Origin of the sequence: Saccharothrix australiensis, from assembly GCF_003634935.1 — a bacterium.
In the GTDB taxonomy this organism is placed as follows: domain Bacteria; phylum Actinomycetota; class Actinomycetes; order Mycobacteriales; family Pseudonocardiaceae; genus Actinosynnema; species Actinosynnema australiense.
In genome coordinates this window covers 5,355,266-5,376,957 of the sequence record NZ_RBXO01000001.1, presented here as the reverse complement: position 1 = coordinate 5,376,957, position 21,692 = coordinate 5,355,266, and the positions used below count along the sequence as shown (strand labels likewise).

Below are 21,692 nucleotides of genomic sequence, written 5' to 3'. Positions count from 1 at the left end.
ATTTCTCAGACCATTTGCGTGACGTGCCGCCGAGCGAGCCGGCCACCGATCTGTATCCACTCGATCCCGCCACCGCGGGGGTTGCGCAGGAAACGGCCCGTCTGGCTCGTGTCGCCGGTGTCGGAATCCCGCATCGCGAACACCAGCCCGTCGAACAACGAGAGGTCCGCGAACGGCTCGCCGTCCACCGTGAGCTTGAGCACCTCCCGGCCGGCGGGCCGCACCGAGTATTCGGTGTCGCCGTTGAGGAAGTCGCCCGCGCAGTCCGGCGGCGGCGGGATCGGGTCGCGCAGGTCGCGCACCCCGTCGTAATCGCCCACCGGCAGCCCGGCCGCGGCCAATTCCGGCACGAGGTCCCGCCAGAGCGCGAAGCCGCTGCTGCCGTTGGTGGTCAGCGCCACCGCGGAGCCGTCGGCGGGGTTGATCCGCAGGTGGCACGACGTGCCGTCGGCGGTGCCGTCGTGGCCGACCCAGGTGACGCCGTCGCGCTCGTACAGCGCGAGCCCCAGCCCCCACCCGTCGGCCATCCCGAACGGCTCGGCGTGCCGCACCGGCGCGCGCATCAGGGCGAGGTCGGCGGCGGTCACGAGGTGCGGCGGCGCGCCCGCCAGCATCCGGCCGAAGGTCACCAGGTCGGTCGCGCTGGCGGCCAGCGCGCCCGCGGGCGCGTCCACGAGGGCCAGCGACTGCCGCACCGGGACGACGCGGCGCAGCGCCGGGTTGACGGCGTGGCCGGGCACCGCGTCGCGGTCGGTGTCGGGGCCGACGGTGAAGTGCGGGCGCAGCCCCAGGGGCCGCAGCAGCACCGCGTCCACCGCCTCCCACCAGGACATGCCGGTGGCCACCTCGATGAGGTGGCCGACGAGGACGTAGCCGATGTTGGAGTAGGAGAAGCCCGCGCCCGGCCGGTGCAGCGGCGCCAGGTTCCGGCTCGCCTCCAGGGCGTGGCGGCGCAGCGAGGTGGTGCGGACGTCGTCCGGGTCGGAGGGCAGGCCGCCGGTGTGGCTGAGCAGGTGGCGCAGCGTCAGCGGGTGGTCCACGTCCGGCAGCGGCGCGTCGAGGTCGAGGTCGCCGTCGGAGACCAGGGCCATCGCGACGGTGGCGGTGAACGTCTTGGTGATCGAGCCGATCGGGACGGCCGCGTCGGCGGGCAGGCCGACCTCGGTCGTCCACAACTCGGCGCCGGGGCGGTGCACGGCGAGTTGCGCGCCGGGCACCAGGTGGTCGCGCGCGAGCCCCGCTAATCGTCTCGCGATGCGTTCGGTGTCCATCACAGGTCCTTAGGAAGAATGAGCCGATCGGCTGCGAACCAACGTTGACGGCCGTTCCGGGATCATCGCGACCGCCAAACGGAGCATTTGTCGAATAGAGATTCCCTGGTTTGTCCCGGCGTAACCGCACGTTCTCGGGACGATCTTCCGGGTTCACTCGAACGGACTGGTTTGGACTGGTCGGTTCCGTAATATCACCGATGTTTGCGAGCCTTTTTAGGGAGGCGTGGCGGGAAAACTGTCAACCGGTAATGCGGCCGGCCGCCGCGGTCGGAGGTCCATTTTTGGCGAGTGCGAAGAAATTTCGAAGAATCACCGCCGGCGGCCGTAACCCCGAGCCGTCGGCGTCGTTTGCCGGTTAGCCGGGCGTCCGCCGCGAGGCGACCCGCCGGTAGTGCCGGGCGGCGCGGGCGCGGTTGCCGCACGCGGGCGAGCACCATTCCCGGCGGGGGTGGTCCCGGACGAAGTAGAGCACGCAGCCCGGCGCGTGGCAGGCGCGCAGCAGCGCGCGGTCGGGACCGGTGAACAGCTCGACGGCCTCGGCGGCGATCCCGGCGAGGGCGCGGGCGGCGGGCGACGCGTCGCCGGCGGGGCGTCGGCGCGGCTCGCCGTCGACCAGGGCCAGTCGCGGCCGGCTGTCGGCGCGCCCGACCGCGTCGTTGACGTGCCCGACGGCCCGGTGCGGGTCTCGGTCGGCGGCGACGGGCCGGGTGTCGCCGGTCAGCTCGGCGGCCAGGTCGCGCAGGGCCCGGCGGAGCACGCGGAACGCGGCCAGGTCACGGGCGTCGGCCGGCGCGCCGAGCCACGCGGTCAGCTCCGCGGCGGTGGTGAGGTGGTCGCGCACGCCCGAGCGGTCCGCGCGGACCGTGTTCATCAGGCGGACGGGCCGCGGCTCGTCGGACGACACGGTCTAACGCTAACACGGGCTTGCATCCGTTAGACCGTTCTTCTAACGTCAAGGGCGTCGACCAACCGTTAGAAGAGGTGATCCCCTTGGGTGTCGCGACACCGGGTCCGGGGCCGGCCGCCCTCGTGCCGCCGTTCGACGAGGAGTCCGCCCGCCGCAAGGTCCGGGCCGCGCAGGACGCCTGGAACACGCGCGACCCGCTGCGCGTGGCGGCGGCCTACACGCCGGATTCGGTGTGGCGCAACAGGTCCGAGTTCATCACCGGCCGCGACGAGATCATCGCCTTCCTCACCCGCAAGTGGGCGCGCGAGCACCGGTACGTGCTGCGCAAGTCGCTGTGGGCGTGGGCGGGCGACCGGATCGCCGTGCGGTTCCAGTACGAGTGGCACGACGACGAGGGCCGGTGGTGGCGCAGCCACGGCAACGAGAACTGGGAGTTCGCGCCCGACGGGCTGATGCGGCGGCGCGAGGCGAGCATCGACGACGTCCCGATCACCGCCGCCGAGCGGCGCATCGACCCGGACGACGAGGGCGAGCTGCCACTGGCGTGAGCCGTCCGGCGTCGCACCGGCCCCGCCCGCCGTCCGGCGCGGCGTCAGTCCCGCTGCACCTTCTGGTGCAGGGACTCCATGCGCGCGTCCAGCTCGGCGGCGATGGCCGCCGTGCTGGTCAGCTCGTCCACGAAACCGGCGGGCACCTGGTCGTCGTACTTGTAGAACAGCTTGTGCTCCAGCGTCGCCCAGAAGTCCATCGCGATGGTGCGCAGCTGCACCTCCACCTTGACGTGCTCCACCCGGTCGGACAGGAAGACCGGGATGCGCACGATCAGGTGCAGGCTGCGGTAGCCGTTGGGCTTCGGCGCGGCGATGTAGTCCTTGGTCTTGAGGATCTCCACGTCGCTCTGCCGCGCCAGCATGTCGCGCACCCGGTACACGTCGGACACGAAGGGGCACACCACGCGCACGCCCGCCACGTCGTCGAGGTGCTCGGCGGCGAGCGCGAGGTCGGGGGCCAGCCCCTTGCGGCGCAGCTTGTCCAGGATGGCGTCCGGCCGCTTCACGCGCTGCGTGACGTGCTCGATGGGGTCGTGGCTGTGCACGAGGTCGAACTCCTCGCTGAGGATGCGGAGCTTGGTCATGAGCTCCTCGACCGCGAACTTGTAGACCACGAGGGACCGCCGCAGCAGGTCATCCGCGACGCCGATGTCCATGATCCCAGCGTACCCATGCGGTTAGAATCCGACCGTGGACACCCACTGGCACGTCGTTCTGCCGCCGCCGGTCGCCTGACGGGCGCACCCGCGGCTCCTCCCACGCACGCCGGCACCGCCGTGTGCGCCCGTTCGCGATCCCCGGAAAACCCCCGCGAACGGAGAACCCGTGTCATCTGTCGGAGTACGAGCACGTCCACGTTTCCTCCACGGCCCGCTGCCCATCCTGGCGGCGTGCGTCCTGTGGGGCACCACCGGCACCGTCAGCTCCCTGGCACCCGAGTCCGCGCCCGCCGCGGCGGTCGGCGCGGCCGGCCTGGTGGTCGGCGGCTGCCTGCTGCTGCTGACCGCGCGCGGCACGCGCGAAGTGGTCCGCACCGCCGACCGGCGGCTGCTCGCGCTGGGCGCGGTCGCCGTCGCCGGGTACGCGCTGGCGTTCTACCCGGCCGTGGCGCGCACCGGGGTGGCGGTCGCCACCACCGTGGCGCTGGCCACCGCGCCGGTCGTGCTGGGCGTCCGGGCCCGGCCGCTGGTCACGCTGACCGCCGTGGCGGGGTGCGCGCTGCTCGTGCTGGGCGGCGGCGAGGCGCGCGTCGACCTGGTCGGCGTGGCGGCGGCGCTGGTCGCGGGCCTGTCCTACGCCGCGTACTCGGTGATCTGCGCGCACCTGATCGGCCAGGGCCTGCCATCGCGGGCGGTGGTCGGCACGGTGTTCGGCGGGGCGTCCGCGCTCACCCTGCCGGTGCTGCTCGTGCTCGGCGTCGGGTGGCTGGGCACCGGGGCGGGCGTCGCGGTGGTGGCGCACCTGTCGGTGTTCACCACGTTCGTGGCCTACCTGCTGTTCGGCCGGGGCCTGCGGCACACGTCCGCCGCCGCGGCGACCACGTTGACGCTCGCGGAGCCGGCCGTGGCGGCGGTGCTCGGGGTGGTGGTGCTGCACGAGCGGCTGCCGCTCGTGTCGTGGTGCGGTATGGGCGTGCTGGCGGTCGCCCTGGCGGCGCTCGCGCGGTGAGCCGGGCGCGGGCGGCGTCGCCTCAGTCGCGACGCCGCTCGGCCGCGCCGCCCAGGCCGTAGAGGATGCGCTGGATCAGCTCGGGGTCGACGTCCGGCTCGTCGCCCAGCTGCTCGGCGGCGGGCGAGCGGCGCGGCTCGCGGCGCGGCAGGGGGACGGCGGAGGCGTTCATGCCCGACGGCAGGGTCAGCTCGCACCAGGCGAGGCGGCCCCCCGCGGTGAGGTCGACCAGCCCGGCCCGGCCGCCGGCCAGCTCCGGCGGCAGCGCGACGCGGTTGCCCTCGACCTCGACCACCAGGTGGCTGCCGCTGAGCCGCAGCCGGACCAGCAGGAGGTGGGGCAGGCGGCGGTCGGCCACGTCGACGGCCGCGCCGACCAGGCGGCGCGCGGTCTGCGCGGCCTCGTCCTGCATGGAGCGCAGCCGCCACTCGCCCAGGGAGAAGCGCACGAACAAGTCCGCGACGTTGACCGCGGTGGGCAGCGCGACGAGTCGAAGGTCGTCGACCTGTTCGGTCTGGGCGTTCACACCGGTCCTCCCTCGCCTGCGTCCGGCGCGTGCTGCGCCAGATGGTGCCATGAGTACAACCCCTGTCACCCACGTGGTCTACACCCCGAGAGCGGACCGTGTCCGGATCGAGTTCCGCTGCTTCAGGCGTACCGGGGGACTGCGGTCCCGGATCCTGATACGGGGGATAGGGGCTCATGGTTCACGGGCGGTCACGGCGGTGATCGAAAACTTACCGAAATGCGGCACGAGAGGGAATATCGGGGTGCACGATCCGGTGAACCACGCCACGGCGCGTGCTGCCGGTCGCGCGTGCCGTGGCGAGGGCGGGCCGGGTGGCGCGTTCGTGGTCCCGGACGCGCGAAAGGGGCCCGCCGGCGCGTCGCCGACAAGCCCCTTCGACGGTGTCGCTCAGGACTGGAGGGTGGCCTCGATCTCCAGCAGGATGGTGATCTTGTCGCCGACGGCCGCGCCCGCCGGGCCGCCGGTCACGCCGAAGTCCTTGCGGCTGATCTCGGTGCTGGCCGAGAAGCCCGCGACCTTGGAGCCCTCGGCCATGCCGTCGCCGAAGCCGTTCAGCTCCAGCTCCAGCGTCACCGGCTTGGTGACGCCGCGCAGGGTCAGCTGGCCGTCGACGAGGTAGCCCTCGCCGTGGGCGCGCACGCCGGTCGAGGTGAAGGTCAGCTCGGGGTGGTTCTCCACGTCGAGGAAGTCCTCGTTCTTGACGTGGGCGTCGCGCTGGGCGTTCTTGGTGTTGATCGACGCGGTCGCGATCTTCGCGGTGACCGTCGACTCCAGCGGGTTCTCCGCCGTGACGATCGTGCCCTCGAAGGTGTCGAAGTGGCCGCGGACCTTGGAGACGCCGAGGTGGCGGACCACGAAGGAAACGTCCGAGTGCACCGGGTCGATCGCCCACGTGCCCGCGAGGTAGCCGGGGATCTGCTCAGTCTGCGTGGTCATGGTGTCCTTCTGGTTTCGGTCTGGTTGAACTCTCAACTGAACATAGCGCATCCTGGTTGAAGGTTCAACAGAACCGTATGATGGGGGCATGAGCGACGTGCGGTGGCTGAGCGCCGATGAACAGCGGATATGGCGCGGCTTCATGGCCGCCGTGACGAAGTTCACCGAACACCTCGACCGGCAGATGCAGCGCGACTCCGGGATGCCGATGGCGTACTACGAGATCCTGGTCGCGCTCTCGGAGGCGCCCGGCCGTGCGCTGCGGATGAGCGAGCTGGCGGTCAACTGCCACTCGTCGCGCAGCCGGCTCTCCCACGCCGTGGCCAAGCTGGAGAAGGAGGGGCTGGTCGAGCGGCGGGCGTGCGCGTCGGACCGGCGCGGCTCCATCGCCCAGCTCACCGAGCGCGGGTTCGCCGCCCTGGACGCCGCCGCGCCCGGCCACGTGACGGCCGTGCGCGAGCACCTGTTCGACGTGCTGACGCCCGAGCAGCTGCGGTCGCTGCACGAGATCAGCCAGGCGGTGGACGGCGGCCTGCGGACGGAGTGCGCGCGGGTCCGCGCGGAGCTCGGCGACTTCTAGCTCCCCGCCGCGCCCGTCCACGGGGGACGCCGCGCCGCCCGCTCACCGCGCCGCGCCGCCCGCACACCCGCCCGCCGCACCACACCGGGCCGCGCCCCATCACACCGCGCTGCGCCACGTCACGCCACGCCGCCCGCGCCCGCTGCGCCGCGCATGCCCGCGCCCGCTCATCGCGCGCGGGTCCGCCGAGCGCCGCGACGACACCTCCGAACGGGGGTGGCGCGCCGGCTCCCGACGGCCGACGCTCGACCGATGGACTTCCGCGACGCCCGTGACTTCCTGCTGCGCCACGCGACCGACTACGCCACCGCCCGTGCCGGCTTCCGCTGGCCCGACCCCGTCGAGTTCAACTGGGCGCTGGACTGGTTCGACGAGGTCGCGCGGGGCGAGGACCGGACCGCGCTGTGGATCGTGGAGGAGGACGGCCGCGAGGGGCGCTGGTCGTTCGCCGAGCTGTCCCGCCGGTCGAACCAGGTGGCGAACTGGCTGCGCGACAACGGGGTGCGGCGCGGCGACCGGGTCGTGCTGATGCTGGGCAACCGGGTCGAGCTGTGGGAGGTGCTGCTGGCGGCGATGAAGCTCGGCGCGGTGGTCATCCCGGCGACCACCCTGCTCGGGCCGGCCGAACTGGTGGACCGCGTCGAGCGCGGCGCGGCGCGGCACGTGGTGGCGGGCGCGGCCGACACCGGGAAGTTCGCCGACGTGCCCGGCGGGTACACGCGCATCGCGGTCGGCCCGCCCGTGCCGGGCTGGCTCGACTACGCCCGGTCGCGGGACGCCGACGCCGACTTCGCCCCCGACGGCGTCACGCGGGCGTCGGACGCGCTGCTGCTGTACTTCACCTCGGGCACGACCGCCCGGCCCAAGCTGGTCGAGCACACGCACGCCTCCTACCCGATCGGCCACCTGTCCACGATGTACTGGATCGGGCTGGAACCGGGCGACGTGCACCTCAACATCTCGTCGCCGGGGTGGGCGAAGCACGCCTGGAGCAACGTCTTCGCGCCCTGGAACGCCGAGGCGACCGTGTTCGTCGTCAACTACGCGAGGTTCGACGCGGCGCGGCTGATGGCCGAGATGGACCGTTGCGGCGTGACGAGCTTCTGCGCGCCGCCGACGGTGTGGCGGATGCTGATCCAGGCCGACCTGACGGTGCTGCGCACGCCGCCGCGCAAGGTGGTCGGCGCGGGCGAGCCGCTCAACCCGGAGGTGATCGAGCGGGTCCGCGCGGCGTGGGGCGTGACCATCCGGGACGGTTTCGGCCAGACCGAGACCACCGTGCAGGTCGCGAACACGCCCGGCCAGCCGGTGAAGCCCGGCTCGATGGGCCGCCCCGCGCCCGGTTTCCCGGTGGTGCTGGTCGACCCGGTGACCGGGCGGCCGGGCGCGGAGGGCGAAATCTGCCTGGACCTGTCGGACCGCCCGCTGGGCCTGATGACGGGCTACCACGGCGACGCCGAGCGCACCGCCGAGGTGATGCGCGACGGCTACTACCACACGGGCGACATCGGCTCGGTGGACGAGGACGGGTACCTGACCTACGTCGGGCGCGCCGACGACGTGTTCAAGGCGTCGGACTACCGCATCTCGCCGTTCGAGCTGGAGAGCGTGCTGCTGGAGCACGAGGCGGTGGCGGAGGCGGCGGTCGTGCCGTCGCCGGACCCGGTCCGGCTGGCCGTGCCGAAGGCGTACGTCGTGCTCGCCGACGGTTTCGCGGCCGACGAGCGGACGGCGTTCGAGATCCTGCGGCACGCGCGGGAGCACCTCGCGCCGTACCGGAGGGTTCGCCGGCTGGAGTTCGCGGAGCTGCCGAAGACGGTCTCGGGCAAGATCCGCCGGGTCGAGCTGCGCGGCCGGGAGACGGGTGAGCGGAGGGCGGGGGAGTACCGGGAAGAGGACTTCCCCGCCCTGCGCGGCTGACGGGTCCGCGGCGGGTCGGCGCCCGGCCCGCCGCCGTCAGGACCCGGCCGCGCCCGCCCGCGCCGACACGGCCCGCTGCCACCACACCAGCGCGGGCGGCAGGACGAGTTCGACCCCGATGAAGAACACCAGCAGCCCGTGCGGCGGGCCCACCGCGAGCAGCGACACGATCCGGGCGACGCCACCCGCGAACACCGCCGCGCACGCGCCGCGCAGCGCCGCGGTCGCCCGGTCGACCCGCGGCGCGACCCACAGCAGCACCACGCCCAGCGCCAGCCACATGGTCGCGAAGAACCGGTAGTGGCTGTCCAGCGTCGGCGTGGCCGACGGGCTGCCCGGCAGCACGGCGGGGCCCACCACGACGTCCGCCAGGCCGGTGCCGACGACGAACAGCCCCAGCAGCACCAGCACGACCCGCAACGCCGTCACGCCGCCCTCGCCCCCTCGCGCGCGGTCAGCGCCAGGACGCCGATGACGACCAGCGCCCAGCCGCCCGTGGCGGGGAAGTACAGCACGACCAGCGGCACGCCCATGGCGAGCAGGTACCAGCCGAGCTGCGCGGGCAGCCGCCCGTTGTCGCGCACCGCCTTCCGCGTCAACGTGCCCAGCGCGAGCAGCGCGACGCCGCCCACCATGAACCAGACGGTCGCCTCGCGCGACCAGAAGTCCGCCGCGCCCTCGTCCACCACCGCGCGGAAGAACCCGTCGCGCGCGATCGCGGACCACGCGTTGGGCTGCGCGAACGCCCACAGGAAGTGCATCACCGCGGTGAAGACGAGCAACCTCGGCACCCAGTGCGGTCTCATGTCGTCCCCCGGTCGACCAGTCGCAGGGCGAGTGCGTAGACCTCCCGCAGGTCGGCCGCGCCCACCGGCGGCAGCACGTGGTCCGCGCCGACCAGCACGAGGTAGAGCAGCCGGGCCGTCGGCAGCGCGTCCTCCGCCGGCCCGATCGCCGCCCACAGCCCCGCCAGGTAGGCGATCCGCTCGCGGTCGACCCGCTCCTGCGCGGCCCGGACGTCGGCGTCCTGCAACGCCCACGCGCGCATGGCGGGCTCCAGCGGCGGCCGGTCCTCCCCGTCGGCCAGCACCAGCCGCATCAAGCGCTCGACCCGGTCGCGGGCGGTGCCGCCGCCCTGCTCGGCGCGCTCGATGTAGCCGGTGGTGCACTCGGCCTCGAAATGTGCGAGCAGGTCCTGCTTGAACCCGCCCATCCCCTTGAAGTGGTGGTAGAACGAGCCCTTCGTGACGCCGAGCCGCCCGCTCAGCCGCTCGACGGTCAGCGCGGGCGCGCCGTCCTCGGCCAGCACCCGCAACCCGACGTCCAACCAGTCCCGCCTGCTCACCACGCCCCGACCGTACCATACGGTATGGTATGGCCGTCGGGTGGCGCGCGTCACCCGGCGAGCGGGTGGACCGTCAGCGCACCCCGCGCGGCCGGAACTGGATGCTGATGCGCGGCCCGACGGACTTCGCGGTCTTGGGCACGGCGTGCTCCCACGTCCGCTGGCACGACCCGCCCATCACGACCAGGTCGCCGTGGCCCAGCGCGTACCGGACGGTCGCGCCGCCGCCGCGCGGGCGCAGCACGAGGGCGCGGGGCGTGCCGACCGACACGATCGCGACCATCGTGTCCTCGGCGCCGCCGCGGCCGATGGTGTCGCCGTGCCAGGCCACGCTGTCGCGGCCGTCGCGGTAGTAGCACAGCCCGGCGGTCCGGAACGGCTCGCCCAGCTCGTCGGCGTACCGGTCGCTGAGGGCGGCGCGGGCCTCGGCCAGCACGGGGTCGGGCAGCGCGGCGTCCTCGCCGTAGAAGCACAGCAGGCGCGGCACGGTCACCACGCGCTCGTACATCTGCCGGCGCTCGGCGCGCCACGGCACGTCCGCCGCCAGCCGCCGGAACAGCTCGTCCGCGCCCGTGAGCCAGCCGGGGAGCACGTCGATCCACGCGCCGTCGCCCAGCACGGTGCGGCGGACGCCGGTGAGCGGGCGCAGGCCGGGTGGCTCCGCGCCGTCGTCGAACAGCGACACCTGCATGGGTGCGGAGCCTAGCTCAGGTCGAACGCCTGTTCGACCGCAATGATCATTATTCCTTCAGTGTGGACTAAAGATCAGGCGTCGGGCTCGGGCTTGCGCCGTCGGCCGCCGGTGCGGACCTGCTTGGGCGGCTGCTCGACGGGCTCCGGCGCGACCGGCCTGCCGGGCTCGGCCTTCGTCGGCTGGTCGACGAGCAGGATGGCGGCCAGCTCGTCGTAGATCGGTGTGCTGCTCATGGGCGGACTCCTACCCCTTTCATGCGAAAGCTACACGCGCGTGCGGCGGGTGGGCGATCAGGGTCGGCGAACGGGCCGGCGCGGCCGTGACCTGCGCGAACGGGAGCGCGCGGCACCCGGCGCGGCCACGGGTCCGCCGCTCGCCCGGAACCGCTCGGCGGTCGGGTGCGCGCACGTCGACCGCCGGTGCGGGCGGTGCCGGGCGCGGCGGCGGCCCGGTGGTCGGCGGCCCGGTGGCGGCGGGTACGCGGGTGGCGGCGCGACCGGTGGCCGGGTCCGCGAACCGCTCGCCGACCGCGTCCGGGGTGCGCGTGGCCGGGCGGTCGCCGCTCCGCGCACGCCGTGGTCCCATGATCGAAGCCTACCCGTCGCCCCTGGACACGCGGTGATCGCGCGCACCTCCGGAGTGACCGGCGGGCGCGCGGGGTGGTAGACCTGCGGTGGGCCGGGGTCGCGGTCGTGGTGACCCGACGCACAGTTCCGTATTACTTCCGATAGACGGATGTCCTAGTATTCTGGGGGCAGTTCCGCGATGCCGAAGGAGTCGTCGTGTCCGACGCCAGCCCGCTGCACGTGCCCGAGCACCCCGTCCGGTTCGTCACCGCGGCCAGCCTGTTCGACGGCCACGACGCGGCCATCAACATCATGCGCCGCATCCTCCAGTCGCAGGGCGCGGAGGTCGTCCACCTCGGTCACAACCGGTCGGTGCGCGAGGTCGTCGCCGCGGCCGTGCAGGAGGACGTGCAGGGCATCGCGATCAGCGCCTACCAGGGCGGCCACGTCGAGTACTTCAGCTACCTGGTGGAGCTGCTGGCCGAGCGCGGCGCGGGGCACGTCAAGGTCTTCGGCGGCGGTGGCGGCGTCATCGTGCCGGAGGAGATCGAGCTGCTGCACTCGCGCGGGGTGGCCCGGATCTTCTCGCCCGCCGACGGGCAGGAGCTGGGCCTCGCGCGGATGATCAACTTCATGGTGGAGTCCTGCGACCGGGACCTGGCGGCGGTCGCGCCGTCGTCCTGGGACGGGCTCTTCACCGGGGCGGACGACGTGCTGGCGCGCGCGATCACGGCGATCGAGGCCGGGCGGCTGCCCGCCGACGTGCGCGAGCGGGTCGTCCGGGCCGCGCGCCCGGTGCCCGTGCTGGGCATCACCGGCACCGGCGGCTCGGGCAAGTCGTCGCTGACCGACGAGCTGGTCCGCCGCTTCCGGCTGGACCAGGAGGACAAGCTCCGCATCGCGGTGCTGGCCGTGGACCCGACCCGGCGGCGCGGCGGCGGCGCGCTGCTGGGCGACCGCATCCGGATGAACTGCCTGGACGGCGACCGGGTGTTCTTCCGGTCGCTGGCCACCCGCCGCGCGGGCAGCGAGGTGCCGGAGGGGCTGGGCGACGCGATCCTGGCGTGCAAGGCGGCCGGGTTCGACCTGATCGTGGTGGAGACGCCCGGCATCGGCCAGGGCGACGCGGCGATCGTGCCGTTCGTCGACCTCTCGCTGTACGTCATGACGCCGGAGTTCGGCGCGGCGTCGCAGCTGGAGAAGATCGACATGCTGGACTTCGCGGACGCGGTGGCGATCAACAAGTTCGAGCGCCGCGGCGCGGAGGACGCCCGCCGGGACGTGGCGCGCCAGCTGGTGCGCAACCGCGAGGCGTTCGGCGTGGCGTGGGAGGACATGCCGGTCTTCGGCACGAGCGCGGCGACGTTCAACGACGACGGCGTGACGGCGCTGTACCAGCACCTGCGCGGCGAGCTGGCGCGGCGGGGGCTGGAGCTGTCGCCGGGCGCGCTGGCGCCGGTGGCGGGCAAGGTGTCGACGTCGGCGTCGACGGTCGTGCCCGCGGCCAGGGCGCGGTACCTGGCGGAGATCGCGGAGACGGTGCGCGGCTACCACCGGGCGACGGAGACGCACGTCGACGCGGTGCGCCGGGTGGCGCACCTGCGCGCGGCGCGGGACGAGCTGGCGGCGGCCGGGCACGACACGGCCGCGGTCGCGGAGCTGCTGGCGGCGGCGGAGCGGCGCGTGGACGCCGGGTCGGCGGAGCTGCTGGCGGCGTGGCCGGGCGTGGTGGAGGACTACACCGGTGACGAGCTGGTGGTGCGGGTGCGGGACAAGGAGATCCACACCCGGTTGACGCGGGAGACGTTGTCGGGGAACAAGGTGCCGAGGGTGGCGCTGCCGAGGTTCGACGACGAGGGGACGCTGCTGCGGTTCCTGCGCAAGGAGAACCTGCCCGGTCACTTCCCGTACACGGCGGGGGTGTTCCCGTTCAAGCGGGACGGTGAGGACCCGGCCCGCATGTTCGCGGGCGAGGGTGACGCGTTCCGCACCAACCGGCGCTTCAAGTACCTGTCGAAGGGGTCGGAGGCGACCCGGCTGTCGACGGCGTTCGACTCGGTGACGCTGTACGGGCGGGACCCGGACACGCCGCCGGACGTCTACGGCAAGATCGGCACGTCCGGGGTGTCCATCGCGACGCTGGACGACATGAAGGCGCTCTACGACGGCTTCGACCTGACCGCGCCGACCACGTCGGTGTCGATGACGATCAACGGGCCCGCGCCGACGATCCTGGCGTTCTTCCTCAACACGGTGGTCGACCAGCGGATCGACGCGTTCCGCGCGGCCGAGGGCCGGGAGCCGACCGAGGCCGAGGCCGAGGAGCTGCGGGCGTGGGCGCTGGCGAACGTGCGCGGCACGGTGCAGGCCGACATCCTCAAGGAGGACCAGGGGCAGAACACCTGCATCTTCTCCACCGAGTTCTCGCTGCGGATGATGGCCGACATCCAGGAGTGGTTCATCCGGCGGAAGGTGCGCAACTTCTACTCGGTGTCGATCTCCGGCTACCACATCGCGGAGGCGGGTGCGAACCCGATCAGCCAGTTGGCGTTCACGCTGGCCAACGGGTTCACCTACGTCGAGTCGTACCTGGCGCGCGGGATGCACGTGGACGACTTCGCGCCGAACCTGTCGTTCTTCTTCTCCAACGGCATGGACGCCGAGTACAGCGTGATCGGCCGGGTGGCGCGGCGGATCTGGGCGGTGGCGATGCGGGAGCGCTACGGCGCGAACGAGCGGTCGCAGAAGTTCAAGTACCACGTGCAGACCTCCGGTCGGTCGCTGCACGCGCAGGAGATGGACTTCAACGACATCCGCACGACGCTCCAGGCGCTGTGCGCGCTGTACGACAACTGCAACTCGCTCCACACCAACGCCTACGACGAGGCGATCACGACGCCCACGGAGTCGTCGGTGCGGCGGGCGATGGCGATCCAGCTGATCATCAACAAGGAGTGGGGCCTGTCGGCGAACGAGAACCCGTTGCAGGGCTCGTTCATCATCGACGAGCTGACGGACCTGGTCGAAGAGGCCGTGCTGATGGAGTTCGACCGGTTGTCCGAGCGCGGCGGCGTGCTGGGCGCGATGGAGACCGGTTACCAGCGCGGTCGCATCCAGGACGAGTCGATGCTCTACGAGCAGCGCAAGCACGACGGTTCGCTGCCGTTGATCGGCGTGAACACGTTCCTGCCGGACAGCGGTGAGCGGGAGCACGTGACGATCGAGCTGGCGCGGGCGACCGAGGAGGAGAAGCGGTCGCAGGTGGAGCGGACGCAGGCGTTCGCGGCGGCGCACGCGGCGGAGGCGGAGCCGGCGCTGCGGCGGTTGAAGGAGGCCGCGCAGTCCGGGGAGAACGTGTTCGAGGTGCTGATGGACGCGGCTCGGGTGTGCACGCTGGGGCAGGTGACGGAGGCGTTCTTCGAGGTCGGCGGCCAGTACCGGCGCAACGTCTGACCTCTCGCGGCGGCGGGGGCCTGCCCGGACGGGGTGGGCCCTTGTCGGACTTCCCGCGTCGTCGCCCGGCCGGTGCGCCGGGTGACGCCGTGGCCGGCGGTCGGCGCTCGCACGGCGGGCGCGCGCGGTGCACCATGAGGGGGTGGGCGACCTCGGCGAGGCCGTCGTGCCACCGCGCTACGAGCCCGACCCGGGGCTCCGGGCGCTCGCGCGCAGGCTCGTCGCGCTGGCGTCGGCGGGTGTCCCGGCGCGGTGCGGCGTCTGGCCGGGGCTGGCCGACCCGGGGCCGTGGTCGTCGCGGCCGGCGGAGGTGACGCACGCCGTCGCGCGGCACTTCGCGGACGGCGAGGCCGCCGCGCTGCCGCGCTTCAACACCAGCCCGTCGCCGCTGACGCGGGTGTACGCGGCGGCGAGCCGCGGCAGGCTCGACGCGATCGGGCCCGACATGGCGGCGTTCCCGCGCGACCTCGCGTCGCCGCTGTGGTGGCGGGTGCTCGACCGCGTCCGCGGCGGGCCGGCGCCTGCCGAGCGGTCGGTCGCGGCCGACCTGCTGCTGCGCCTGGGCTACCAGCGGCACGCGGCGGAGGTGCTGGGCACGTCCCCGTTCCGGGGGTTCACCCCCGGCCTCGCGGTCCGGCAGCTCGCGGTGCTGCACTGGTCGCGCCCGTCGTCCGCCGAGGTGGAGGGCCTGGCGCTGGCCGGCGCCCGCGACGAGGGGCTCCCGGCGGGCGACCGGCACGCGCTGGCGCTGTTCGTGCTGGTCCGCAACGGTCGGCGCGGCGCGGCCACGGCGGTGCTGGACGAGGCCGCCGCCCTGGTCGCGCGGTTCCCGCCGGACGAGCCGCTGGCCGCGCAGGCGCACTACCGGGCGCTGGCGTTCGTGCCGTTCCTGCGGGGCGACCTCGCCGCGACGTGGGACCTGCTGGACCGGGCCGCGGCGAGCCAGCGCGCCGCCCGGCCGCGCACCGCGCTGGAACGCCTCGCGCACGACGACTACGCCTACCCCCTGCACGAGACCATCGCCCGCACCCACCTGAGGACCGGCGCGCCTGCCGAGGCGGTGGCGGCGACCGACGAGCTGGTGGCGCTCGACCCGAACGACCACCGGACGTGGGCGCTCCGGGGCGACGCGCTGCTGGCGGCGGGCCGCCTGGAGGAGGCGGTGCACGCGTTCGACCGGGGCGTCGCACTGGGCGGGGCAGGCGTGGCACGGGCGGCCTTCCACCGGGCCTGGGCACTGGACCAACTGGGCCGCCACACAGAGTCAACAGCCTCCCACCACCTGTGGCGCCAACTGGAGGGGTGACCCACCCCCACACCGCGAGCCCGCCTCCCACACCCCGCTACCGCTCCCGCGAGGCCAAGTCGGGCTCTCACGCCCCGCTACCCCCGCGCCGCGAGGCCGCGTCTGCTCTCACCTCGCTACCGCTCCCGCGCCGCGAGGCCGCCGTCGGGTTGTCGCGCCTCATTTCCCGTCGATCATGCTTTTCGATCGACGGGAAATCAGGCGCGATGGCCCGACCACAGGGCGGCCGAGCCCGCCGTCTGCGAAGCAGCGGCCATCCAACACAGCGGGAAATCAGGCGCGATGGCCCGACTTCAGGCGGCCGAGCCCGCCGTCTGCGGAGCAGCGGCAATCAAACACCTCGGACCCGGCAGTTACCCTCGTCTACCGTGAGCCGCTCGACGCACAGCACCACCTCGCACATCAAGCCTGGGGGAGAACGACCCGGTGACCGCTGAGATCCTGTACGGGGCCGACGACCTGACCCACCTCGAAGGTCTGGAAGCGGTTCGCAAGCGCCCCGGCATGTACATCGGGTCCACCGACAGCCGGGGGATCAACCACCTGTTCACGGAGGTGGTCGACAACTCCACCGACGAGGGCGTGGCCGGGCACGCCACGAAGATCGTGGTGACCCTGCACGCCGACGGCAGCGTCCAGGTCGACGACGACGGCCGGGGCATCCCCACGGGCGTCCACGCCAAGTCCGGCTTGTCCGGTGTCGAGCTGGTGCTGACCCGGCTGCACGCGGGCGGCAAGTTCGGCGGCTCCGGGTACAAGACGTCCGGCGGCCTGCACGGCGTCGGCGCGTCCGCCGTCAACGCCCTGTCCCACCGGTTCGACGTGGTGGTGATGCGCGAGGGCCGCAAGCACGAGATGTCGTTCGCGCACGGCGTGCCCGGCACGTTCGACGGGCCGGGCCCGAACGCGGCGTTCACCCGCGAGTCCGGCCTGCGCGTCACCGGCCGCACCAAGCGCACCGGCACCTCGATCCGCTACTGGCACGACGCCCGCTACTTCGAGAACGGCGCCGCGCTCGACGTCGAGGCGGTCCGCGCGAAGCTGCGCAACACGGCGTTCCTGGTGCCCGGCGTCACCTACGTGCTGCGCGACGCGACCGGCGAGGCGCCGACGGAGGAGACGTTCCACTACCCCGGCGGCCTGTCCGACATGGTCGACTTCCTCGCGCCGTCCGGCGAGAAGCCCGTCTCCGGCACGCTGCTGATCAACGGCACGGGCGTCTACCACGAGAACGCGGCCGACGAGAACGGCGTCATGCGGTCCAAGGTCGAGCGCCACGCCGAGGTCGAGATCGCGCTGCGCTGGGGCACCGGTTACGAGCGCGTCGTCGAGTGCTTCACGAACACGATCCGCAACGTCCACGGCGGCACGCACCGCCGCGGTTTCGAGCGGGCCGTCCTCAAGGCGGTGCAGGAGGCCATCGGCCGGACCCGCGGCCTGCTCAAGCCCAAGGAGGACCCGCCGACGCTGGAGGACGTGCTGGAGGGCATGACGGCGGTGGTGCACGTGCGCATCCCCGAGCCGCAGTTCACGTCCCAGACGAAGGACGAGCTGTCCACCGCCGGCATCACCAGGGTCGTCCTCGGCATCGTCGAGAAGCAGGTGCGGTCCTGGACCGAGGACCGCCGCACCAAGGCCGAGGCGAAGGTGGTGCTGCAGAAGGTCGTGGACGCCTCCCGCGTCCGCCTGACCCAGAAGCAGCAGAAGGACGCCGCCCGCCGGAAGACGGCGCTGGAGGGCGCGGCGATGCCCGCGAAGCTGGTCGACTGCCGCACGACCGGCGTGGCGCGCAGCGAGCTGTTCCTGGTGGAGGGCGACAGCGCGCTGGGCTCGGCCCGCATGGCGCGCGTCTCCGAGTACCAGGCGCTGCTCCCGCTGCGCGGCAAGATCCTGAACGTGCAGAAGGCGAGCCTCGCCGACACCCTGCGCAACGCCGAGATCGCGTCCATCGTGCAGGTGCTGGGCGCGGGCACCGGGCGCACGTTCGACCTCGCCGCCATGCGCTACGGCCGGGTGATCCTCATGGCGGACGCGGACGTCGACGGCTCGCACATCCGCACGCTGCTGATCACGCTGTTCGCCAAGTACATGCGGCCGGTGATCGAGGACGGCCGGCTGTACGCCGCGATGCCGCCGCTGCACAAGGTCGTGACCAAGGGCCGCAACGCCGAGACCCACTTCACGTTCACGCAGCGGCAGATGGAGCAGACCGTCGCGCGGCTGGAGAAGGCGGGCAGGACGGTCGTCAAGCCGGTGCCCCGGTTCAAGGGGCTCGGCGAGATGGACGCGGACGAGTTGTGGGAGACCACGATGAACCCCGCGACCCGGTCCGTCCGGCGCATCACCATGACCGACGCGGAGGCCGCGGAGGCCGCGTTGGAGCTGCTGATGGGTGAGAAGGTGGAGCCGCGCCGGGCGTGGCTCGTCGAGTCGGCCGTCCGGGTCGACCAGTCCGCGATCGACGTCTGACGCAGGAGAAACAGTGGCTCGCCGCAAGACCCCCACGACCAGGGTCGACCCGTCCGCCTTCGACCGCGCGGGCGCGCAGGTGTTCGACAACTCGCTGACCACGGAGATCGAGGACTCGTACCTGGAGTACGCCTACTCGGTCATCCACTCGCGCGCGCTGCCCGACGCGCGCGACGGCCTCAAGCCGGTGCACCGCCGCATCCTGTTCTCGATGAACGAGCAGGGCCACCGGCCGACCAGCCCGTACGTCAAGTCCTCCCGCGTGGTCGGCGACTGCTTCGTGCGCGGCGCGCTGGTGTCCACGCCCGAGGGCCTGCGCCCGATCGAGGCGATCGAGGTCGGCGACCGCGTGCTGGACGGCTCCGGCCGGCCGGTCCGGGTCGTGCAGGCGTACGAGAACCCGGTCTCCGAGCTGGTCCGCGTCACGTGGGCGGACGGCGACACCATGCTCGTCACGCCCGGCCAGCGGTTCCGCACCGACGACGGCGCGTGGACCGACGCCCGCGACCTCGTCGGCCGCCGCACCGTCGGCTTCGGCGCGGACCGGCACGCGACCCTGGTCGCGGACGGCGGCGACGTGGCCGCGTACGTCCTGGGCCTGGTCTCGGCGGTCGGTGAGGAGGTGGCCGGCCGGGTCCGCCTGGAGCTGGCGGCCACCGACCCGGTGGACACCGCGCACGGCTGGGCCATCGCGCGGGACGTGGCGGTCGAGCGCGACAAGCACGAGGGCGAGGACGGCGTGGACCGCCACGTGCTCGCGTTCGCGCCGCACGCCGACCTGGGCGCCGCGCTCCTCGGCACGCCGCCGTCCGTGCTGGCCGAGCGCGCCCGCTGGGCGCCGTTCCTGGCCGGCCTGTTCGACGCCGCCGGGCACGTGCGCGAGGGCCGGTCGATCGGGTTCGCCGACACCGGCGACGCGCTGTACGCGATGCTCGCCGACGCGGGCATCCGCGCCGAGCGGGCGCCCGACGGCCTGCGGGTCGCCGGTCGCCACGCGGCGGCCCTCGCCGCAGCCCTGCTGCGCTGGACGAAGACCGGCCACGACGAGCTGGTCGACGTCATCCGCGGCGCGCGCGCCGACGGGGCGCCCGACGGGCCGTCCCGGTGCGAGGTGGTCGCGGTCGAGCCGGCCGCGCCGGACACGACCTACGACATCCAGGTCGGCACCGAGGAACACGCGTTCGTGGTCGCGGGCCGGGTCGTGCACAACTGCATGGGCAAGTACCACCCGCACGGCGACACGGCGATCTACGACGCGATGGTCCGCCTGGCGCAGGACTTCTCGCTGAACACCCCGCTGGTCGACGGGCACGGCAACTTCGGTTCCCCGGACGACGGCCCGGCCGCGTCGCGGTACACGGAAGCCCGCATGTCGCCCGCCGCCATGCTGCTGGTCGGCGAGCTGGACGAGGAGACCGTCGACTTCCGCCCCAACTACGACGGTTCGCTCCAGGAGCCGTCGGTGCTGCCGGCGGCGTTCCCGAACCTGCTGGTCAACGGCACGTCGGGGATCGCGGTCGGCATGGCGACGAACATGATCCCGCACAACCTGGGCGAGGTCGTGGCCGCCGCGCGCTGGCTGGTGAACCACCCGGACGCGTCGCTGGACAAGCTGATGGAGTTCATCCCCGGCCCCGACCTGCCGACCGGCGGCGTGCTGCTGGGCCTGGACGAGGTGCGCAAGGCGTACGAGACCGGGCGCGGCGTGGTGCGGATGCGGGCCAAGGTGACGACCGGGCCGCTGGAGGGCAGCCGGGGCCGCCAGGCGATCACGGTGACCGAGCTGCCCTACGGCGTCGGGCCGGAGAAGATCATCGAGAAGATCACCGACGAGGTGACCAAGTCCAAGCGGCTGACCGGCATCGCCGACGTCAAGGACCTCACCGACCGCGAGAACGGCACGCGGGTCGTGATCGAGTGCAAGGTCGGGGTGAACCCGCAGGCGCTGCTGGCCGACCTGTACCGGTTGACGCCGATGGAGCAGTCGTTCGGCATCAACAACCTGGTGCTGGTCGAGGGGCAGCCGCGGACGCTGGGGCTCAAGGCGCTGCTGGAGGTGTTCCTGGCGCACCGGTACGAGGTGGTCACCCGGCGCACCCGGTACCGCCGCCGCAAGCGCGAGGACCGGCTGCACCTGGTCGAGGGCCTGCTGAAGGCACTGCTGGACATCGACAAGGTGATCAAGCTGATCCGGGGCAGCGAGCACGCGCAGGCCGCCAAGGAGGGCCTGATGGCGAAGTTCGGGCTCTCCGCCGTCCAGGCCGCCTACATCCTGGACACGCCGCTGCGCCGCCTCACCCGCTACGACGCGATCGAGCTGGAGGCCGAGCAGGACAAGCTGCGCAAGGAGATCGCGGAGCTGTCGAAGATCCTCGACGACGAGCGCGAGCTGCGGAAGGTCGTGTCGGGCGAGCTGGCGAAGGTCGCCAAGGACCTCGGCCAGGAACGCCGGACCGTGCTGCTCGACGGCGACCTGAAGGAGGTGCTGGCCGCGTCGAGGCCCGCCGGGCCGCTGGAGGTCGCCGACGACCCGTGCCAGGTGGTGCTGTCGGCGACCGGGTTGGTGGCGCGGACGGCGGCGGAGTCGGAGGAGGCGTCCGAGGCGCGGCGGCGCAACGGCCGGGCCAAGCACGACGCGGTGGCGGCGGTCGTGCACACCACGGCGCGCGGGCAGGTGCTGCTGGTGACGAACCGGGGGCGGGCGGTCAAGACCGACGTGCTGCCGCTGCCGGTGCTGCCCGAGCAGAGCGGCACGGTGTCGCTCAGCGGCGGCATGGCGGCCGGCGAGCTGGTGGACCTCGCGCCGGGCGAGCGGGTGGTCGGCATCGCGCCGCTGTCCGACACCGGCTCGCCCGGCCTGGCGCTGGGCACCCGGCAGGGCGTGGTGAAGGTGTGCGCGCCGGAGTGGCCGGTGCGGTCGGACGAGTTCGAGGTGATCTCCCTCAAGGAGGGTGACGAGGTCGTCGGCGCGACGTGGCTGGGCAGCGCGGAGGAGACGCTGGTGTTCGTGTCGTCCGAGGCTTCGCTGCTGCGCTACAGCGCCGGGCTGGTGCGCCCGCAGGGCCTGCGGGGCGGTGGCATGGCGGGGATCAACCTGCCCGCCGGCGCACGGGTGGTGTTCTTCGGCGCGGTGCGCACCGACGACGACGAGCACGGTGCGCCGATGGTGGTCACCTCGACGGGGCAAAGCGTGAAGGTGACGCCGTTCGCGGAGTACCCGGCGAAGGGCCGGGCGACCGGCGGCGTGCGGGCGCACCGCTTCCTGAAGGGCGAGAGCGGTCTGGCGCTGGCGTGGGTGGGTCCGCGGCCGGCGGGTGCGGCGGACAACGGCGCGCCGGTGGAACTGCCCGCGGTCGACCAGCGCCGCGACGGCTCGGGCCACGCCCACCCCGGCCCGGACGTGGTGGGGCACCTCGTCGAACGGGGCTGACGGCAGCGCGGGACTGCCCGGCGCGGGGCTCGGCCGCGCCGGGCCCGTGCTGTTCCGGTCCGTG

At 73.3% G+C, this 21,692-nt stretch carries 18 protein-coding genes; 8 read left to right on the top strand and 10 right to left on the bottom strand.

Translation table 11 applies throughout. From position 1 onward, the window contains the following. Window positions 1-5: 5 nt before the first annotated feature. Window positions 6-1,271 (bottom strand): serine hydrolase domain-containing protein, encoded by a 1,266-nt coding sequence (locus C8E97_RS22765; RefSeq protein ID WP_121007528.1) that lies wholly within the window; start codon window positions 1,269-1,271, stop codon window positions 6-8. A 358-nt stretch (window positions 1,272-1,629) separates the two neighbouring features. Beyond that, window positions 1,630-2,178: an ABATE domain-containing protein gene (locus tag C8E97_RS22760; RefSeq protein ID WP_211347114.1), complete on the bottom strand. Its 549-nt coding sequence runs from the start codon at window positions 2,176-2,178 to the stop codon at window positions 1,630-1,632. Between the two features lie 86 nt (window positions 2,179-2,264). On the opposite strand from C8E97_RS22760, the gene C8E97_RS22755 reads away from it, so the two are divergent. Next, window positions 2,265-2,729, top strand: a complete 465-nt coding sequence (locus tag C8E97_RS22755; protein ID WP_246019090.1) for a nuclear transport factor 2 family protein — start codon at window positions 2,265-2,267, stop codon at window positions 2,727-2,729. A gap of 44 nt (window positions 2,730-2,773) precedes the next feature. On the opposite strand, the gene C8E97_RS22750 is transcribed toward C8E97_RS22755, so the two are convergent. Continuing rightward, the gene (locus C8E97_RS22750) at window positions 2,774-3,388 is read right to left on the bottom strand and encodes a GTP pyrophosphokinase (protein ID WP_121007527.1); all 615 of its coding nucleotides are present in this window, start codon (window positions 3,386-3,388) and stop codon (window positions 2,774-2,776) included. 169 nt (window positions 3,389-3,557) lie between these two features. Here C8E97_RS22750 and C8E97_RS22745 point away from each other — a divergent pair, with 169 nt between their 5' ends. Beyond that, complete coding sequence (locus C8E97_RS22745; RefSeq protein ID WP_121007526.1) at window positions 3,558-4,400, top strand: EamA family transporter; 843 nt, start codon at window positions 3,558-3,560, stop codon at window positions 4,398-4,400. A gap of 22 nt (window positions 4,401-4,422) precedes the next feature. Here C8E97_RS22745 and C8E97_RS22740 read toward each other — a convergent pair whose 3' ends face one another. Both C8E97_RS22740 and C8E97_RS22735 read right to left on the bottom strand, forming a co-directional pair. Continuing rightward, window positions 4,423-4,926, bottom strand: coding sequence for an ATP-binding protein (locus C8E97_RS22740; RefSeq protein WP_121007525.1), 504 nt, complete (start codon window positions 4,924-4,926; stop codon window positions 4,423-4,425). A 390-nt stretch (window positions 4,927-5,316) separates the two neighbouring features. Continuing rightward, window positions 5,317-5,865: a YceI family protein gene (locus tag C8E97_RS22735; RefSeq protein WP_121007524.1), complete on the bottom strand. Its 549-nt coding sequence runs from the start codon at window positions 5,863-5,865 to the stop codon at window positions 5,317-5,319. Window positions 5,866-5,953: 88 nt separating this feature from the next. On the opposite strand from C8E97_RS22735, the gene C8E97_RS22730 reads away from it, so the two are divergent. Both C8E97_RS22730 and C8E97_RS22725 read left to right on the top strand, forming a co-directional pair. Continuing rightward, complete coding sequence (locus C8E97_RS22730) at window positions 5,954-6,445, top strand: MarR family winged helix-turn-helix transcriptional regulator (RefSeq protein ID WP_121007523.1); 492 nt, start codon at window positions 5,954-5,956, stop codon at window positions 6,443-6,445. 252 nt (window positions 6,446-6,697) lie between these two features. Next, entirely contained in the window at window positions 6,698-8,365 is a 1,668-nt protein-coding gene (locus C8E97_RS22725; protein ID WP_121012142.1) for an AMP-binding protein, read from the top strand. 36 nt (window positions 8,366-8,401) lie between these two features. Here C8E97_RS22725 and C8E97_RS34845 read toward each other — a convergent pair whose 3' ends face one another. From C8E97_RS34845 to C8E97_RS34835, 5 genes are all read right to left on the bottom strand, one after another. Further along, complete coding sequence (locus C8E97_RS34845) at window positions 8,402-8,794, bottom strand: DUF4345 domain-containing protein (protein ID WP_170211966.1); 393 nt, start codon at window positions 8,792-8,794, stop codon at window positions 8,402-8,404. Continuing rightward, window positions 8,791-9,171: a DUF6463 family protein gene (locus C8E97_RS34840; protein ID WP_170211965.1), complete on the bottom strand. Its 381-nt coding sequence runs from the start codon at window positions 9,169-9,171 to the stop codon at window positions 8,791-8,793. Before C8E97_RS34840 ends, C8E97_RS34845 begins: the two co-directional genes overlap by 4 nt. After that, the gene (locus tag C8E97_RS22715) at window positions 9,168-9,713 is read right to left on the bottom strand and encodes a TetR/AcrR family transcriptional regulator (RefSeq protein WP_121007521.1); all 546 of its coding nucleotides are present in this window, start codon (window positions 9,711-9,713) and stop codon (window positions 9,168-9,170) included. The genes C8E97_RS34840 and C8E97_RS22715 overlap by 4 nt, the downstream gene beginning before the upstream one ends. A gap of 70 nt (window positions 9,714-9,783) precedes the next feature. Further along, a complete protein-coding gene (locus C8E97_RS22710) occupies window positions 9,784-10,401 on the bottom strand; it encodes an alpha-ketoglutarate-dependent dioxygenase AlkB (protein WP_121007520.1) in 618 nt (205 codons plus the stop codon). A 74-nt stretch (window positions 10,402-10,475) separates the two neighbouring features. Further along, the gene (locus C8E97_RS34835) at window positions 10,476-10,637 is read right to left on the bottom strand and encodes a hypothetical protein (protein ID WP_170211964.1); all 162 of its coding nucleotides are present in this window, start codon (window positions 10,635-10,637) and stop codon (window positions 10,476-10,478) included. A 549-nt stretch (window positions 10,638-11,186) separates the two neighbouring features. Here C8E97_RS34835 and icmF point away from each other — a divergent pair. The 4 genes from icmF to C8E97_RS22685 all read left to right on the top strand — a co-directional run bounded on the left by icmF (window position 11,187) and on the right by C8E97_RS22685 (window position 21,628). After that, a complete protein-coding gene (gene icmF / locus C8E97_RS22700; RefSeq protein ID WP_121007518.1) occupies window positions 11,187-14,423 on the top strand; it encodes a fused isobutyryl-CoA mutase/GTPase IcmF in 3,237 nt (1,078 codons plus the stop codon). 142 nt (window positions 14,424-14,565) lie between these two features. After that, a complete protein-coding gene (locus tag C8E97_RS22695) occupies window positions 14,566-15,729 on the top strand; it encodes a tetratricopeptide repeat protein (protein WP_121007517.1) in 1,164 nt (387 codons plus the stop codon). 426 nt (window positions 15,730-16,155) lie between these two features. Next, window positions 16,156-18,198, top strand: a complete 2,043-nt coding sequence (locus tag C8E97_RS22690; RefSeq protein ID WP_121007516.1) for a DNA gyrase/topoisomerase IV subunit B — start codon at window positions 16,156-16,158, stop codon at window positions 18,196-18,198. Window positions 18,199-18,211: 13 nt separating this feature from the next. After that, entirely contained in the window at window positions 18,212-21,628 is a 3,417-nt protein-coding gene (locus C8E97_RS22685) for a DNA topoisomerase (ATP-hydrolyzing) (protein WP_121007515.1), read from the top strand. The last annotated feature ends 64 nt before the right edge of the window (window positions 21,629-21,692 follow it).

Coding starts and splice junctions, on each gene's coding strand:
- C8E97_RS22765 (WP_121007528.1), bottom strand. CDS start 1,271: ATGGACACCGAACGCATCGCGAGACGATTAGCGGGGCTCGCGCGCGAC.
- C8E97_RS22750 (WP_121007527.1), bottom strand. CDS start 3,388: ATGGACATCGGCGTCGCGGATGACCTGCTGCGGCGGTCCCTCGTGGTC.
- C8E97_RS22735 (WP_121007524.1), bottom strand. CDS start 5,865: ATGACCACGCAGACTGAGCAGATCCCCGGCTACCTCGCGGGCACGTGG.
- C8E97_RS22730 (WP_121007523.1), top strand. CDS start 5,954: ATGAGCGACGTGCGGTGGCTGAGCGCCGATGAACAGCGGATATGGCGC.
- C8E97_RS22725 (WP_121012142.1), top strand. CDS start 6,698: ATGGACTTCCGCGACGCCCGTGACTTCCTGCTGCGCCACGCGACCGAC.
- C8E97_RS34840 (WP_170211965.1), bottom strand. CDS start 9,171: ATGAGACCGCACTGGGTGCCGAGGTTGCTCGTCTTCACCGCGGTGATG.
- C8E97_RS22710 (WP_121007520.1), bottom strand. CDS start 10,401: ATGCAGGTGTCGCTGTTCGACGACGGCGCGGAGCCACCCGGCCTGCGC.
- C8E97_RS34835 (WP_170211964.1), bottom strand. CDS start 10,637: ATGAGCAGCACACCGATCTACGACGAGCTGGCCGCCATCCTGCTCGTC.